Here is a 14,537-nt window from a genome sequence, read left to right as displayed (position 1 = left end):
CCCCCCCCCCCCCCCCCCCCCCCCCCCCCCCCCCCCCCCCCCCCCCCCCCCCCCCCCCCCCCCCCCCCCCCCCCCCCCCCCCCCCCCCCCCCCCCCCCCCCCCAAAAGACGGGCGCGGCGACCGACGGTCGCCCGCTCGTCTTCGGAATTCGCCCTGAAGACGTCTATCTCGAGACCGGCGCTCTGGTCGAGGCGCGGGTCCACGATGTCGAGAACCATGGCGTCGAAAAGATCCTGACGCTGCGGGTCGGCGACACCATGCTGCGCGCCACCGTGCCGGCCAGGACCGACGTGCAGATAGAGCAGCCGGTGCGCTTTGCCTGGAACCCGGACAAGGTGGTGCTGTTCGACAAGGGCAGCGGAATAAGCCTGCGTCACGCCGGCTAAGTACAAGCCTCTTTGCTGCAGCTAGAACGGATGCGTTCAAATCGAGCCGTGCATACCGCTCTAAACCATGTGTTTTAGCCGCATTTGTGCGACGTCGAGTGATTCCCTTGGCTGCTAAATGCTCGAGTCTTCCCGTCATCCCCCATACGGGGGATGCGGATGCTCCGATTTGTCGAATAGGCTGATCCTTTGGTCCCAAACGGGCTTTGCAAGCCCAATTTGGAGGCCCAAAACGGAGGGTTGGCTATGGGAACTCTATTTCGCGGTTTTGCGACGATCCTACTCGTCGCCGGTATGGGATTGTCGGCGGCGCATCTGGGCGAGGCGCAGGCAGCCAAGAAAGTTGTCGCCGGCGCGAAGGTCGACGCCAAGAAGATCAAGGATCTCAACGGCACGGTCAATCTGTCCACCAGCGACTGCAAGCTGTTGTTGAGCGGCACCGTCGTGGAAGTCTCGGATGGCAGGTGCGGGGCTTCCGGTAAATATTGCAAGAGCAGCGCCGGCTCGGCCTGCATCACCGAGCAATAACCCGGCCAACGTTTAGCCGGCCTGGCGGATATCAGCCTGTTCCTCGGCCCGGAAATGGCTAGGCGGCGATCCGATGACCCGTTTGAAGGCGCGGCTGAAGGAGGCGTCGGATTCGTAGCCGAGACGAGCCGCGACGACGGAAATCTTGAGCCGGTCGCGGACCAGCCATTGCCTCGCCTGGTGCATCCGCACCTGCGTGACGTACTTTGCCGGTGTTTCGCCGACAATGGTTGCGAAGCGCTCGGCGAAACCTGATCGCGAGGCACCCATCATCTTCGCCAGAGCTTCCACCGTCCAGTCGCGGTTCGGTTCCAGATGGATCGCGGCCAGCACCCGGCCGATCTCGCGGTCCCTGACCGCCGCAATCCAACCGGAAGAGTCGCCGCAGCCGCGCTCGACCCATGAGCGGATGACGGTCGCGGCGAGCACATCGGCCAGCCGCGCCAGGATGCCGCCGGAGCCGACGCGCTCCATCGTCACCTCGCGGGCCATCGCTTCCAGCAAATGCGGGATACCTGGCTCATAGGCCTCCAACTCATGTGCGCGCATCACGTCCGGCATCATGCCGAGCAAGGGGTGCAAGCCATCGAGATTGAAATACATGCTGCCGAAAAACAGCAAGGTCCCCGGACGGCAGCCGGGCATGCCGTCATTCGACATGCAATAGACATTCTTGCAGATTTCCTCGACCTCATAGCCGTGGATCGGCGCCGCCTCGGTACCCGGCTCGCTCGCCAGCGTGTGGGCTGAGCCGCGCGGCAACAATACCGCGTCGCCCGCCTTCAACTCGACCCATTCGCCGGACGGCTGGAGCAACCAGCAGCCTTTGCGGCCGATGAAATGAAACCGTGCCGCCGCCTGAGCCGGAAAATGGATGCCCCAGGGCTCCTTCATCTCGCAACGGCCGTAATCGACGCCTTCGAGGCGCAATCCGCGCAATATGTCTGTCAGCGGATCACCGGTGACGGGGATTTTGGACGAACGGTCAAGCATAATGGTGTTTCTAGCATGGAAACTCCAGACAGTCACTCCCTATGTTGCACTGCAGCCAGATGCTGCGCTGCAACCAGATCGGAGATCCCTCATGACCGAACCCGCGACAGGCGTCATGGACGCCGTTCTCGACCCATCGGAAACCGGCGAACGATCCGAGCCCGCATGGGGGGCAGTGGTCTCCCTGGCGCTCGGAGTCTTCGGCCTGGTGACCGCGGAATTTCTGCCAGCCAGCCTGCTGACGCCGCTTGCGCAGGATCTCGGCATCACCGAAGGCGCCGCCGGGCAGGCGGTAACGGCCACCGCCGTCATTGGCGCGATTGCGGCGCCGACCATGGCCATTGTCACCAAGCGGCTGGACCGCAGGCTGGTCATGTGGGCGCTGACGGTGCTGCTTGTGCTGTCAAACCTGGTGGCCGCGTTTGCGTCCTCGCTTCCCGTTCTTCTGATTGCCCGCATCATGCTCGGGATCAGTCTTGGCGGCTTCTGGTCGATGTCGGCAGCCATGGCGATGCGGCTCGTTCCGATGCGGCTGATGCCGCGCGCCATGTCGATCATTCTCACCGGCGTTTCGGTGGCGACGGTCTGCGCGGCTCCGGTCGGCGCCTATGTCGGCGACATCTGGGGCTGGCGGACGGCGTTCATGATCGCCGCCCTGGTCGGAGCGCTGGCGCTGCTGGTGCAGGTGGCTACCATTCCGAAGCTGCCGCCTGCAGGTACGGCAGGTTTTCGCACGCTGCTGGAGGTGATGAAGCGGCCGATGATCGGGGTGGCACTGCTGGTGGTACTACTGGTCGCCTCGGGACATTTTGCCGGCTTCACCTATGTCCGCCCGTTTCTCGAGAAGGTGCCCGCGCTGGACATCGAGACGATCTCGCTTGTGCTGCTCGCCTACGGCATTGGTGGCTTCTTCGGCAATTTTGCCGGCGGCTTCATTGCCGAACGCAGCCTCAAGGCAGCCGTCAGCCTGGCGCCCCTGCTGATCGCGTTTTCGGCGCTCCTGCTGCTGGTGGTCGGAGGTTCACCCGTCGTGGCTGCAATAGCAGTGGCCAGCTGGGGCTTTGCCTTCGGCGCCGTCCCAGTCGGGCTGCAGACCTGGCTGGTGCGGGCCGCCCCCGATCAGGCGGAAAGCGCCGGTGGGCTCATGGTTATGACGTTCCAGGTCGCCATTGCGTTGGGCGCCGTCTTCGGCGGCCTGCTTGTCGACAATACCGGCGTTGCCACCGCCTTCGCCTATTGCGCGGCGGCGACGTTGCTTGCGGCACTGGCGGCGTTCTTCCTTGGCCCCAAGCCGATCGACGACCCCAAGGCCTAAACGGAACGGCCGTCGAAGTCGAAGACCGGCACGGCGGCGACGTCCAACGCCTCGATGCAATTAATATTGATATAGGCACTTCGCCCGCTCCCTTCGCCGACATCCTCGGCGAAGGGGTGAATGCCGCAGCTGCGGCAGAAGCGGTGGGCGATGACATGGTTGCCGAAGCTGTAGCGGCCGAGATCATCGCCCCAGGCAAGCACCCGCATGCTCTCATGCGGAACTGCCCATAGCAGTGCACCCTTGCGCGAGCAGATCGAGCAATTGCACCGAACGGCTCCGGTCAGCTCGCCTTCGACCTCGAACGCGACCTTGCCGCAGTGGCAGCTGCCTTGGTAGAGCATCGCGCCTTCCTCCTTCGGTTCGACAGGTGCAAATGCGACCGTGCCGGGCTATGTCTCCTGCGGCCGGTTTCTGGCTGCTACCTTAAGACGTTGCAAGCGCGCGGAGTCCGACACCGAAAAATGCAATCAGCCCGCGATCACCTCGAAGCAATTCTTTCGTCTCTTGCCGCTCGCGTCGACGATGAGAGGGTTTTCGTAAAGCTCTACCCGGAAGCCGCCCGGGCGGCGGCGGACGCCACCGATGCGCGGCGAAAAGCCGGCGTCACGCTCGGGCCGCTCGATGGGGCGATCGTCTCGATCAAGGATCTGTTCGATGTCGCCGGCGAGCCGACCACGGCGGGCTCTCTGCTGCTCGCCAACGCAGCGCCGGCGCTGCGGGATGCCATTGTCGTGCAAAAGTTGCGCCAGGCCGGTGCAATCATCCTCGGCAAGACCAACATGACCGAGTTCGCCTTTACTGCGATCGGCGTCAATCCACATTATGGCACGCCCGGCAATGCTAGCGATGCCAGCCATATTCCGGGCGGCTCCTCCTCAGGCGCCGGCGTTTCGGTGGGCGAAGGCACCAGCGAAATCTCCATCGGTTCCGATACCGGTGGTTCGGTGCGCATTCCGGCATCGCTGAATGGCGTCGTCGGTTTCAAGCCGACTGCGCGGCGCGTGCCGCTTGCGGGTGCGTTTCCGCTGTCAGCCACGCTGGACTCGATCGGTCCGCTGGCCCGCACCGTCGCCGAATGTGCGGCGGCCGATGCAGTGATGTCGGGCGAAAACCTGGCGGCACTGTTGCCGCTGCCGCTGGACGGCCTGCGCATCGGTATTGCGCGCGGCGTGCTGTTCGATGATACGCAGGAAGAGGTCGCGACGACGTTCGACCGGTGTCTGCGCAAGATAGAGCTTAGCGGCGCACGGCTTGTGGAGCTGTCGATCGACGACCTGCTTGCCGATCTGCGCGTGGCAACCCAACGCGCGTCGATCGCGGCGATGGAAGGGGCGGAGATCCATGCCGACTGGCTGGCGACGGGAGCGACGAGGCCGGTCGACCCGCGGGTAAGCGGGCCATTGTCGCGCGCCGCCGCCATTCCGGCCACGGTTTATATCAGGGCAATGCGCCGCCGCACGGCGCTGGCCGCCGCGATGGATGACCGGCTGGCGTCGGTCGACGTGCTGGCCCTGCCGACCACACCGGTGACGGCGCCGACGATCGTGTCGATGACCAGCGACGAGGCTCTGTGCAACAGGACGGAAGGCCTTCTGCTGCGCAACACGCAGGTCGCCAACCAGTTCGATCTATCAGCCATCTCGCTGCCGATGCCGGGAATGACGCGTCCGGCCGGGCTGATGCTGGTGGCGCGCAATGGCCATGACCACCACCTGCTGCGCATCGCAGCGGGCGTGGAGGGGCTGCTTGCAAATTGATCGCACAGCGCGTGTCAGCGCGACGAGCAGTGGCCGCGTTCGCTGTCCTTGGCGGCGCGTTCGATGCTGGTGGCGACCAGCCAAGGCAGGGTGTACCGCTTGCCGTTGAAGGTCCGGGTACGGTTCTCGATCGAGCCGACAACAACGACCTTGCCGGCATAGAGCTTGTCTGAAAGATCGAGCGCCTTGTCTTGTTGCGGCAGGCGATCGATGTCGATTGAAACGCCTTTGATGAGCTTCCCAGCAGCAAGGTCGAGTGCGCTGTTCGATGGACAGGGTGCCGCCAGGCAGCGTATGCCGTTGTCGCAGAACACGTAGCTGCCCTGTTCGTTGGCGAAGGCTTGCGCCGTCGCCACGCAGAAGCCGGCGGTCAGCAGGAATTTTGTGACGCTTGCCATGCCGGCACCATCGCCGGCGAATTCGGGAAAATTGGGGCGCTTTCAGAAATCGGCAGGGAACCGCCGCCGGTAGTGCTCGACCACTTCGGGGTTGCGCAGATTGACCGGCAATCTGTTGGCCAGCACCAGCAAGGCTTCGCCAGCCGCGCCGACGCCCATGCGCATCATCGACTGCTCGGTAATCCCAGCCATGTGCGGGGTGACGATGACGTTGTCGAAGCCAAAATAAGGATGATTGGGCGGTAGCGGTTGTGTAGCAAAAACATCGAGCGCAGCGCCGCCGATGCGGCCCTTCTGCAAGGCCTCGATCAGCGCGTCGTCATCGATCACCGGCCCGCGCGAAACATTGATCAGCAGCCCATCCGGCTTCATCCGCTCAATGCGCTCGCGGCTGATCAGCCCCCGTGTTTCGGGCGTCAGCGGGCAGCACAGAACGATGATGTCGCTCTGTTCGATGAGTGCATCGATCGACAGGAAGCCGACCCTGTCCGGCGCCGGCCGCATGCTGCGCGTCGTCGCCACCACATTCAGATCGAACCCATGGGCGGCGATGTGGCCAACCGCCTGACCGATCGCGCCGAGGCCGACAATGCCGATCGTCTTGCCCGCTAGCTCGCTGGCCACCACCGTGTGTTCGCGGCCCGCCAGCCAGCCCTTCGCACGCAAGTCGCGGTCCAACACACGGAAGCGCCTAAGCAGCGCCAGCGCCGCGAACATCACATATTCGGCGACAGATCGCGCGTTCACCCCCGGCACGTTCGCCACCAGCACGCCGGCCGCATTGGCCGCTTCCATCGGTACCATGTCCAGCCCGGCGCCGTGGCGGATCGCGGCCCTGAGCTTCTTCGCGCCTTCGAAAAGCGCCGCAGGCAAGGGAGCGCGAACGATGATGACATCGGCGTTCCTCGCCTCGGCGGCCAGCGTGGCCGCATCGAGGGCGGAAGCAACGACGAGTTCGCCGGCCCCGGTCAGCATGGAAGCGGCACGAGGGTGCAGTCTGTGTGTTGACAGGATCTTGGGCATTTCAGGCCTTTTCGAGCGCAGGGCTTTCCGGTTCCGCCCCACGCCCCTCGATCAGCCCCTTCCAGTAGCTTTCCGCGCCTTGCAGGTGGGCGCTCATCAGCGCCTGGGCGAGATTGCCGTCGCGGCGCAGCAGCGCCTCGTAGATCTGGATATGCTCGGCATGGGAGCGCACGCTGCGTTCGGGATCGTTGAAATAGATCGGCAGGCGCAGTTCACCCATCATGTAGTAGACGCTGCAGATATTGTGGAAGACGCTGTTCTTGGTCGCCCGCACGATCTCGAGGTGGAACGCGCGGTCTTCCCGGGCAAGCCCTTCACCGGCGGCGATGCGATCCTCGGAGGCCTTCAGGATCTCGCGCAGCCGCTCGAAATTCTCCTCGGTGGCGCGTGAACAGGCAAGTTCGGCGGCCTTGATCTCGTGGATCTTGCGCAACTCGACCGTCTCGTAGATCTGGACGGGATCGAGCGGCAGGCCGGCGCGGGCGAACAGCGCCATCGCCTCGACGCTCGCCTGCTTCGTATCGATGTAGATGCCGGATTTCGCCCGTCGCTCGACGATGCGCATGGCCTCGAGAATGGCCAGCGCCTCGCGGATCTGGCCGCGGCTGACGCTGAAATGCTCTGCCAGTTCGCGCTCCGACGGCGTGCGGCCCGTCTCCTTGTCCGAATGGGAGAACAGATAGGCGGCGAGTTCCGCGAGAAGGTTCTTTTCTTTCATGTCAGCCGTGTTGCGCGTGCGCCTCCAGGAACCGCTCCGAAATGGTGAATCCCAGCCCGGGTCTATCAGGGATCGCTACCATACCGTCCTTTGCTTCGACAGTCTCTTCGATCAGATCGTGGATCATCGGGTTGGCGCCGAGCGAATATTCGACGGTGAAGCTCGCCGGCGAAGCGGCGCAGACATGCAGCCCGGCAAAGAAGCAGGGCGCGCCGGCCCAAAGATGCGGCGCAAAGCGCAGATTGAAGGCGCTGGCGATGGTGCCGATCTTCATCGCCTCGCTGATGCCACCGCAAAAGGCCGGATCCGGCTGGAAGATATCGGCGGATTTGAGCACGGCGAGGTCGCGGAAGGCATAGCGCGTCGCCTCGCTTTCGCCGGTGGCGATCGGGATCGAACCGCAGGCGCGCACCTCGGCCATGCCGGGCTTGTCGTCGGCGATCACCGGCTCCTCGAACCAGGCGAGATCGAGGTCGCCGGCGAGATGGATAAAGCGCTTGGCTTCGGCCACCGTGTAGGTGCCGTGCGCGTCGACCATCAGGTCGATATCGGGACCGAGCGCCCGTCTGGCGGCACGGACGCGAGCGGCCGAGATATGTGGGGCGCCGTCCATGGCGCCGACGCGCATCTTCAGCGCCTTGAAACCGCCCTTGGCGATGTAGGACTGCAGCTGGTCGCCGATGGCTTCCGCAGTGGCCCAGCCGCCGGAAGCATAGGCCGGCATGCGGTCCAGCTTGCGGCCGCCGAGCAGCCGCCAGACCGGAACGCCGAGCGATTTGCCAAGAATGTCCCACAATGCGATGTCGACGGCGCTGATAGCCGCGATGCTCATGCCGCGTCGCGCCAATTGCGGCATGGCGTGGCCGGCGCGAGCGGCGCTATCGTGGCGCGTGCCATTATAGAGCATCTCCCATATGACGCCGATGTCAGCCGGGTCGCGGCCGACCAGCTGCGGGCCGACCTCGTAGTTCAGCAAATGGACAAGGGCGCCGTAGCTGCCGGCGCTGCCGGCGGCATTCTTGCCCTCGCCCCAGCCGACCAGCCCGTCGTCGGTCTCGATGCGCAGGATGGCGGCGTCGAACGTCGCCACCTGACCGAAGTCGCTGCGGTGCTGCTTCGCGGCTTCGATCGGTATGCGGACCCACCAGGCTTGGACCGTCTTGATGCGCATGTTCATCCTCGGCCCGGCCGCGGTGAGGCGGAAGGGCTCTTTCCAAACGGCTCGGCTACTTGATCAGCGGCAGCAGCGTTTCCGCGTTGATGCGCATCTGGTCGGTGTAGAATTTCTCCGTGAGCACGCTGGAGCCGTGGTCCTGAATGAATTTCAGCTGCTCCGGCGAGATGTCGACGGGGTTGCGTTCGACCATGTCGGGATAGGGGGCAGCCGGCGTGCGGTCGACGGGGGCGACGAATTCATTGGTCAGCGCGCCGTCATAGCCGATCTCCTTCAGCGTGCCGACGATCTTCGGCCAGTCGATCTGCCCGAGGCCGGCGGCGAAGCGGTTGTTGTCGGCGACATGGAAGTCGTACAGGCGCTTGCCGACCTGCCGGATGGCGTCGTAGACGTTAAATTCTTCCATGTGGATGTGGTAGGCGTCGAGGCAGACGCCGCATTCGGGGCTGACCGCATCGGCCAGCGCCAGTGCCTGGGCGCCGCGGTTGAACAGATAGGTCTCGAAGCGGTTGAGCGGCTCGACCGCGATCTTGACGCCGACCTTCTTGGCGTGGGTGAAGCATTCCCGGGTGGCGTCGACCACCCATTTCCACTCCTCTTCCTCGGTGCCGTCCGGCACCACCTTGCCGACGGTGGCCGGAACCAGCGTGATGATCTCGCCATCAAGTTCGCTGACCATGGTCAGCACGTCCTTGACATACTGCACCGAGCGCTCGCGTTGGCCCTGGTCCTTGGCGGCGAGATTGCGCTCGCCCAGCATCAGCGTCACCGCTCCCCAGCAGCGAATGCCGTACTCGTTCAACAGTGCGCGCGTCTCCTTGGGCTTGTACTGATCGGGTTCGCCGGAAATCTCGATCGACTCGTAGCCGAATTTCTTGATGCGCTTGAGCGTCGTTTCCAGCGGCTCCGCCCGCATCCAATTGTGCGTCGAAAGATGCATGGTCTATCCTTCCCAGAATCGCCTGTACCAGTTCGCCTGCGGCGCACTCTGCCGAAGCGTGCCGCATGATTCTTCCCCAAGGCGTCCCAGCATTTTTTGCAAACTGGTTCGACCAATTGGGCCTGATGGGAGGTCTACAGTAATTTCATCTAGACGGCAAGAAGTGCTGCCATCAAGCGTTGGCTCCTGTCTATGCTATTGATTATACTTAGACATGTGGCCTAACTCGGCATGGTTGCAGGACCGCGGCAGCGCGTCAAATGGCTTGACCAGATTTCGGCATTTGGTAATACCAGAATAGCAGCGCTGAGCGCGCTGTGCAAAGAGACCAAAGACGCTGGCCCTGTTTTCAATCGCCGCTATGCTTGGTCGTGAAACATAGGGAGATGCCGATGCCGACGACGATGAAGGGGCCTGGTCTGTTCCTGGCGCAGTTTGCGGGCGACGCCGCGCCGTTCAATTCGCTGGCCTCGATCACCAAATGGGCGGCTGGTCTGGGCTACAAGGGCGTGCAGATCCCGACATGGGATGCCCGATTGTTCGATCTCGAGAAGGCAGCCTCCTCCAAGGCCTATTGCGACGAGGTGAAGGGCATCTGCGCCGATGCCGGCATCGAGATCACCGAACTGTCGACGCATCTGCAGGGGCAACTGGTGGCGGTGCATCCCGCCTATGACGCCCAGTTCGACGGCTTCGCGCCGGCTGCGGTGCACAACAATCCAAAAGCCAGGCAGCAATGGGCGGTCGAACAGATGAAGTTCGCCGCCAAGGCGTCGAAGAATCTCGGGCTCAAGGCGTCGGTGTCGTTTTGCGGCGCGTTGGCCTTCCCATACCTCTACCCCTGGCCGCAGCGGCCGGCGGGATTGATCGAGGAAGCGTTTGCCGAACTCGGCAAGCGCTGGAAGCCGATCCTCGACGTTTATGACGAGAACGGCGTCGATGTCGGCTACGAAATCCATCCAGGCGAGGACGTGTTCGACGGCGCGACATTCGAGATGTTCCTCGATGCGGTCGGCGGCCATAAGCGCTGCAACATCAACTACGACCCGTCGCACTTCCTGCTGCAGCAGCTCGACTATCTCGAATTCATCGACATCTACCACGAGCGGATCAAGGCGTTCCACGTCAAGGATGCCGAGTTCAATCCGACCGGGCGGCAAGGTGTCTATTCCGGTTACCAGAGCTGGACCAACCGTGCCGGGCGTTTCCGCTCGCTCGGTGACGGGCAGGTGGATTTCAGCGGCATCTTCTCCAAGCTCACCCAATACAATTACGATTCATGGGCGGTGCTGGAATGGGAATGCTGCCTCAAGCACCCGGAGGATGGTGCGGCCGAAGGCGCTCCCTTCATCCAGCACCACATCATCAGGGTGACGGAAAAAGCATTCGACGACTTCGCCGGCGGCACGACCGATAAAAAGATGCTGCGCGGCATGATGGGGATCTAGCACAGATATCCCTCCCCCTCGAAGGGAGGGTCGATCCACGCAGCGGATCGGGGTGGGGTCGCCGGGCGTAGAGCTCGGCATGAACCAACCCCACCCGGCCGTGCGGGCCACCTTCCCCTCAGCGGAGGGGTATTTCAGTGACGAGGGAGAAAATCATGGTTGGCGCATCGAAGACGGAAACGGGAGGCGGTCCGATCCGCTACGGCATGGTTGGCGGCGGACAAGGCGCCTTTATCGGCGCGGTGCACCGCATCGCGGCGCGCATTGATAACGAGTTCGTGCTGGTTGCCGGGGCCCTCTCGTCGAATCCGGAGCGCGCCAAGGCCTCGGCGGCCGAGCTTGGGCTCGATCCGGCACGCAGCTACGGCTCCTATGCCGAGATGGCCAAGGCGGAGGCCAAGCGGCCGGATGGCATCGAGGCGGTGGCCATCGTCACGCCGAACAATGTGCACGTGCCGGCAGCCAAGGCTTTTCTCGAGGCCGGCATCCATGTCATCTGCGACAAGCCGCTGGCGACGTCGCTGGCCGAGGCGAAGAGGTTGGCCGCGCTGGTCGAGAAGACCGGCAAGGTGTTCGTGCTGACGCATAACTACACCGCCTATCCGATGGTGCGGCAGGCACGCGAGATGGTGGCCAAGGGACAGCTCGGCGATATCCGTATCGTGCAGTCGGAATATCCGCAGGACTGGCTGACCGAAGACCTGGCCGCCACCGGCCAGAAGCAGGCTGCGTGGCGCTCTGACCCGAAGCAGGCGGGTGCCGGCGGTGCGCTGGGCGATATCGGCACGCATGCCTACAACCTTGCCCGTTTCGTCTCCGGGCTGGAGCTCGATTCGTTGTCGGCCGATCTCGATGCCTTCGTGCCGGGGAGGCTGCTCGACGACAACATCAATGTGCTGCTGCGCTTCAAGCCGGTCGGCGGGTCGCACCCGGCGAAGGGAATGATCTGGGCAAGCCAGGTGGCGCCCGGCCACGAGAACGGGTTGAAATTGCGCATCTACGGCTCGAAGGGCGGCCTCGAATGGGTGCAGGCCGACCCGAACTATCTCTGGTACACGCCGTTCGGCCAGCCGAAGCAGTTGATTACCCGTAATGGCGCCGGCGCGCTCCCCGTCGCCGGGCGCGTCAGCCGCGTTCCGCCAGGGCATCCGGAAGGCTATCTCGAAGGTTTCGCCAACATCTATCAGGAAGCCGCGCGGGCTATTCGTGCAGCGCGCCGGAAGGGCGGGAAGCCGGCCAAGGATGTCGTCTTCCCGACCGTGCAGGACGGCGTCGAGGGCATGGCCTTCATCGAGGCCTGCGTGAAGTCGTCGAAGAAGAACGGGGCGTGGACGAAGCTTTAATCGCTGCGCCCGGTTAATGGGAAGTCCCCGTCACCCGGATTGCCAGCCGAATTGCAAGGCAATTCGGGGCAATCCGACCTTTCCTCGTGGGGAGAGGAGATCGTTGGCGCTGGCGTTCACCTCTTTTCCCCGGCGGGGAGAAGGTGGCCACGAAGCGGCCGGATGAGGGGGCTTGTGGCGAAGTCGCCGGAGGAGCAAGCCCGGCCGTAAAAAGGGGAGGGGCGTCGATGAAAATCGGCATGTGCATGTTGTTGTGGACGACCAGTGTCTCGAAAAAACACGAGCCGTTGTTGAGGGACATCAAGGCGACCGGCTTCGACGGCGTCGAGATACCGGTCTTCTCCGGCACGCCGGACAACTACAGGAAACTCGGCGAGCTGCTCGACCGTATCGGGCTGCAACGCACCGCCGTCTCGGCGATGGGCGATCCGGCGATGAATTTGATCTCGCCGGATGCCTCGACGCGCAAGGCCGGTATCGACTACATGAAATCGGTGATCGACTGCGCTCAGGCGCTTGGCGCGAACACGTTGAGCGGCCCGCTCCATTCGACACTCGGGGTCTTCTCCGGCAGCGGGCCGACGGCGGCCGAGAAAAAACGTTCGGTCGCTTCGCAGCGCGTCATCGGTGACCATGCCGGCAACAAGGGTGTCACCATCGGGCTGGAGGCGCTCAACCGCTTCGAATGCTATCTGCTCAACACGATGGACGATTTGTCGGCGCATATCGACACGATCGACCGGCCGCACATCAAGGCGATGTACGACACGTTCCATGCCAACATCGAAGAGGCTGACCCGATCGGGGCCTATACGCGCAACCGCAAGAACATCGTCCATATCCATATTTCGGAGAACGATCGCGGCGTGCCGGGCCGCGGCCACGTCCCCTGGAAGGAGACTTTCTCCGCCATTCGCAAGAGCGGCTACGACGATTGGCTGACGATCGAGGCGTTCGGGCGTTCGCTGAAGGATCTGGCCGCGGCCACCAAGGTGTGGCGCGACTTTTCCGAAGGCCCGGAAGCTGTTTACCGCGACGGCTACAGGCATATCAGGAATGGATGGAGGAAGGCGCCCTAACCGCACGCCTGCGCAACTCCCCCCGTCAGCCCTGGCCGGCCTGGATCCGGTTGTAGTCGTGGATCGTCCTGCTCAAGCGGCGGCGCAGGAAATTGGAAATGTTGTCGAAGATGAAAACGACGAGCAGGACCAAGAGCACCATGTAGAAGACATTGGCCCAGTTGGAATTGGTGCGCATGGCCTCCCAGAGCTTCAGGCCGATGCCACCGGCACCGACGGCGCCGATGATCGTCGCGCCCCTGGTGTTGGATTCCCACTGATAGAGTGTCTGGCTGATGAAGACCGGGATCACTTCCGGCAGCACGCCATAGCGCTGCACCAGCAAGCCGTTGGCGCCGGTCGACTGGATGCCCTCGCGTGGCTTGTCGTCGATGTTCTCGAGGCCTTCCGAATAGACTTTGCCGAGCGTGCCGATCTCGGTGAAGAAAATCGCGGCGCTGCCGGCAAGCGGCCCCGGGCCGAAGGCGCGGGTGAAGAACAGCGCCCAGATCAGCATGTCGACCGAACGCATGAAATCGAAGAACCGCTTTAGCACTTGGCTAAGCAGGCCGCTCGGGGTGATGTTGCGGGCGGCGAAGAAGGCGAGCGGGAAGGCAACGATGCCGCCGAGCAAGGTGCCGAGAAACGCCATGACAATGGTCTGGAACAGCTTCGTCCAGACGTCGCCATGCTGCCATTGGGCGTTGTTCCAGATATTATCGGCGGCCAGCGCAATGTTTGATGTGCCCGGCTTGAGCTGGGGTCCGGACACCAGCAACGAGACCACCTCGCCAGGCGACTTGCCGAAGAAGGGCGAGCGCGTGTCGAAGACGAAATTCGCCCAGCCGAGGAAGCGCTTGCGGACCTTGACGCGATCGACGGTTATACGGACCTCGCCGGCAAAGCCCATCCTGGCGACGATCTCATCGTCATGCGCGGTGATCCACTCCGGCACCGGGCCGGATATTACCGGTTTGCCGCTGGCCAAGGACACCGGCACCGTCTGGCCATTGGCGACCAGCGTCGCCTCGGTCTTGTCGAAGATGACCGATTTGGCCCGGCCGTCGATCAGGATGGTGTAGGAACCGTTGGCGTTGGTGATGACCCAATCGGGATGCGGGTCTTCGCCGAGCGCCGAAAAACGCGGGTATCTGGGTGTGATCTGAGGCTGGTCGAGACGGAATTCCGGCTGCAGATCGTAGCTGATCCATTGCGTCAGGAAGAGCGGCAGGCGCTCCCAGTGCGATTCCCTCAGCACTTGCGGCAGGCTGAAGAACCACAAGGCGTAGAGGAGATAGAGCAGGATGCCTGTGAACAGGACCAGCGGGCCGAAGCGTTTGTACAAGGGCCGCCGGAACACTTGGGGAAAGCGCTCCTCGATCGACCGCATCTCATCGGCGGTCATTGCGGCCATGGGCCGTCTTCTTGTTGATTTGCCATGATCTTTTCCAA

General features: G+C 63.5%; 14 protein-coding genes and 1 pseudogene. 7 read left to right on the top strand and 8 right to left on the bottom strand.

What is annotated here, in order from left to right:
• Nucleotides 1–111: 111 nt before the first annotated feature.
• Together NKJ15_RS06010 and NKJ15_RS06005 are read left to right on the top strand one after the other, a co-directional pair.
• Nucleotides 112–387: pseudogene (locus tag NKJ15_RS06010) on the top strand (TOBE domain-containing protein); the annotation flags it as partial.
• Between the two features lie 246 nt (nucleotides 388–633).
• Complete coding sequence (locus NKJ15_RS06005) at nucleotides 634–915, top strand: hypothetical protein (RefSeq protein ID WP_352474067.1); 282 nt, start codon at nucleotides 634–636, stop codon at nucleotides 913–915.
• Between the two features lie 12 nt (nucleotides 916–927).
• Here NKJ15_RS06005 and NKJ15_RS06000 read toward each other — a convergent pair whose 3' ends face one another.
• The gene (locus NKJ15_RS06000; protein ID WP_352814578.1) at nucleotides 928–1,908 is read right to left on the bottom strand and encodes an AraC family transcriptional regulator; all 981 of its coding nucleotides are present in this window, start codon (nucleotides 1,906–1,908) and stop codon (nucleotides 928–930) included.
• A 91-nt stretch (nucleotides 1,909–1,999) separates the two neighbouring features.
• Here NKJ15_RS06000 and NKJ15_RS05995 point away from each other — a divergent pair, with 91 nt between their 5' ends.
• Complete coding sequence (locus NKJ15_RS05995; protein WP_352814576.1) at nucleotides 2,000–3,223, top strand: MFS transporter; 1,224 nt, start codon at nucleotides 2,000–2,002, stop codon at nucleotides 3,221–3,223.
• On the opposite strand, the gene NKJ15_RS05990 is transcribed toward NKJ15_RS05995, so the two are convergent.
• Nucleotides 3,220–3,567: a GFA family protein gene (locus NKJ15_RS05990; protein WP_023675184.1), complete on the bottom strand. Its 348-nt coding sequence runs from the start codon at nucleotides 3,565–3,567 to the stop codon at nucleotides 3,220–3,222. The genes NKJ15_RS05995 and NKJ15_RS05990 overlap by 4 nt on opposite strands.
• A 120-nt stretch (nucleotides 3,568–3,687) precedes the next feature.
• On the opposite strand from NKJ15_RS05990, the gene NKJ15_RS05985 reads away from it, so the two are divergent.
• Nucleotides 3,688–4,983, top strand: a complete 1,296-nt coding sequence (locus tag NKJ15_RS05985; protein ID WP_352814575.1) for an amidase — start codon at nucleotides 3,688–3,690, stop codon at nucleotides 4,981–4,983.
• A 14-nt stretch (nucleotides 4,984–4,997) separates the two neighbouring features.
• Here NKJ15_RS05985 and NKJ15_RS05980 read toward each other — a convergent pair whose 3' ends face one another.
• Genes NKJ15_RS05980 through NKJ15_RS05960 form a run of 5 tightly spaced genes read right to left on the bottom strand, consistent with a single transcriptional unit; the run spans nucleotide 4,998 to nucleotide 9,236 of the window.
• The gene (locus NKJ15_RS05980; RefSeq protein ID WP_352474072.1) at nucleotides 4,998–5,381 is read right to left on the bottom strand and encodes a hypothetical protein; all 384 of its coding nucleotides are present in this window, start codon (nucleotides 5,379–5,381) and stop codon (nucleotides 4,998–5,000) included.
• Nucleotides 5,382–5,423: 42 nt separating this feature from the next.
• Entirely contained in the window at nucleotides 5,424–6,404 is a 981-nt protein-coding gene (locus NKJ15_RS05975; RefSeq protein WP_352814573.1) for a hydroxyacid dehydrogenase, read from the bottom strand.
• Nucleotide 6,405: 1 nt separating this feature from the next.
• Nucleotides 6,406–7,122 (bottom strand): FadR/GntR family transcriptional regulator, encoded by a 717-nt coding sequence (locus NKJ15_RS05970; protein WP_352814571.1) that lies wholly within the window; start codon nucleotides 7,120–7,122, stop codon nucleotides 6,406–6,408.
• 1 nt (nucleotide 7,123) lies between these two features.
• A complete protein-coding gene (locus tag NKJ15_RS05965; protein WP_352474076.1) occupies nucleotides 7,124–8,293 on the bottom strand; it encodes a mandelate racemase/muconate lactonizing enzyme family protein in 1,170 nt (389 codons plus the stop codon).
• A 55-nt stretch (nucleotides 8,294–8,348) separates the two neighbouring features.
• Complete coding sequence (locus tag NKJ15_RS05960) at nucleotides 8,349–9,236, bottom strand: sugar phosphate isomerase/epimerase family protein (RefSeq protein WP_352448392.1); 888 nt, start codon at nucleotides 9,234–9,236, stop codon at nucleotides 8,349–8,351.
• Between the two features lie 392 nt (nucleotides 9,237–9,628).
• Here NKJ15_RS05960 and NKJ15_RS05955 point away from each other — a divergent pair, with 392 nt between their 5' ends.
• The 3 genes from NKJ15_RS05955 (at nucleotide 9,629) to NKJ15_RS05945 (ending at nucleotide 13,106) form a co-directional block, all read left to right on the top strand.
• On the top strand, nucleotides 9,629–10,684 hold the full coding sequence (locus tag NKJ15_RS05955; RefSeq protein WP_352814569.1) for a sugar phosphate isomerase/epimerase family protein: 1,056 nt from the start codon (nucleotides 9,629–9,631) through the stop codon (nucleotides 10,682–10,684).
• Between the two features lie 155 nt (nucleotides 10,685–10,839).
• Nucleotides 10,840–12,027 carry a Gfo/Idh/MocA family protein gene (locus NKJ15_RS05950; protein WP_352814567.1) on the top strand — a complete coding sequence of 396 codons (1,188 nt, stop codon included), beginning with the start codon at nucleotides 10,840–10,842 and terminating at the stop codon, nucleotides 12,025–12,027.
• Nucleotides 12,028–12,254: 227 nt separating this feature from the next.
• On the top strand, nucleotides 12,255–13,106 hold the full coding sequence (locus NKJ15_RS05945; RefSeq protein ID WP_352814565.1) for a sugar phosphate isomerase/epimerase family protein: 852 nt from the start codon (nucleotides 12,255–12,257) through the stop codon (nucleotides 13,104–13,106).
• Between the two features lie 25 nt (nucleotides 13,107–13,131).
• Here the strand turns inward: NKJ15_RS05945 and phnE are convergent, their stop codons facing one another.
• Nucleotides 13,132–14,499: a phosphonate ABC transporter, permease protein PhnE gene (gene phnE, locus NKJ15_RS05940; protein ID WP_352502606.1), complete on the bottom strand. Its 1,368-nt coding sequence runs from the start codon at nucleotides 14,497–14,499 to the stop codon at nucleotides 13,132–13,134.
• Nucleotides 14,500–14,537: the final 38 nt, after the last annotated feature.

Origin of the sequence: Mesorhizobium sp. M0207 (assembly GCF_040321995.1) — a bacterium.
Classification (GTDB): domain Bacteria; phylum Pseudomonadota; class Alphaproteobacteria; order Rhizobiales; family Rhizobiaceae; genus Mesorhizobium.
The sequence above is the reverse complement of the archived record's forward strand: the minus strand, read 5'-3'. Positions and strand labels throughout refer to the sequence as shown.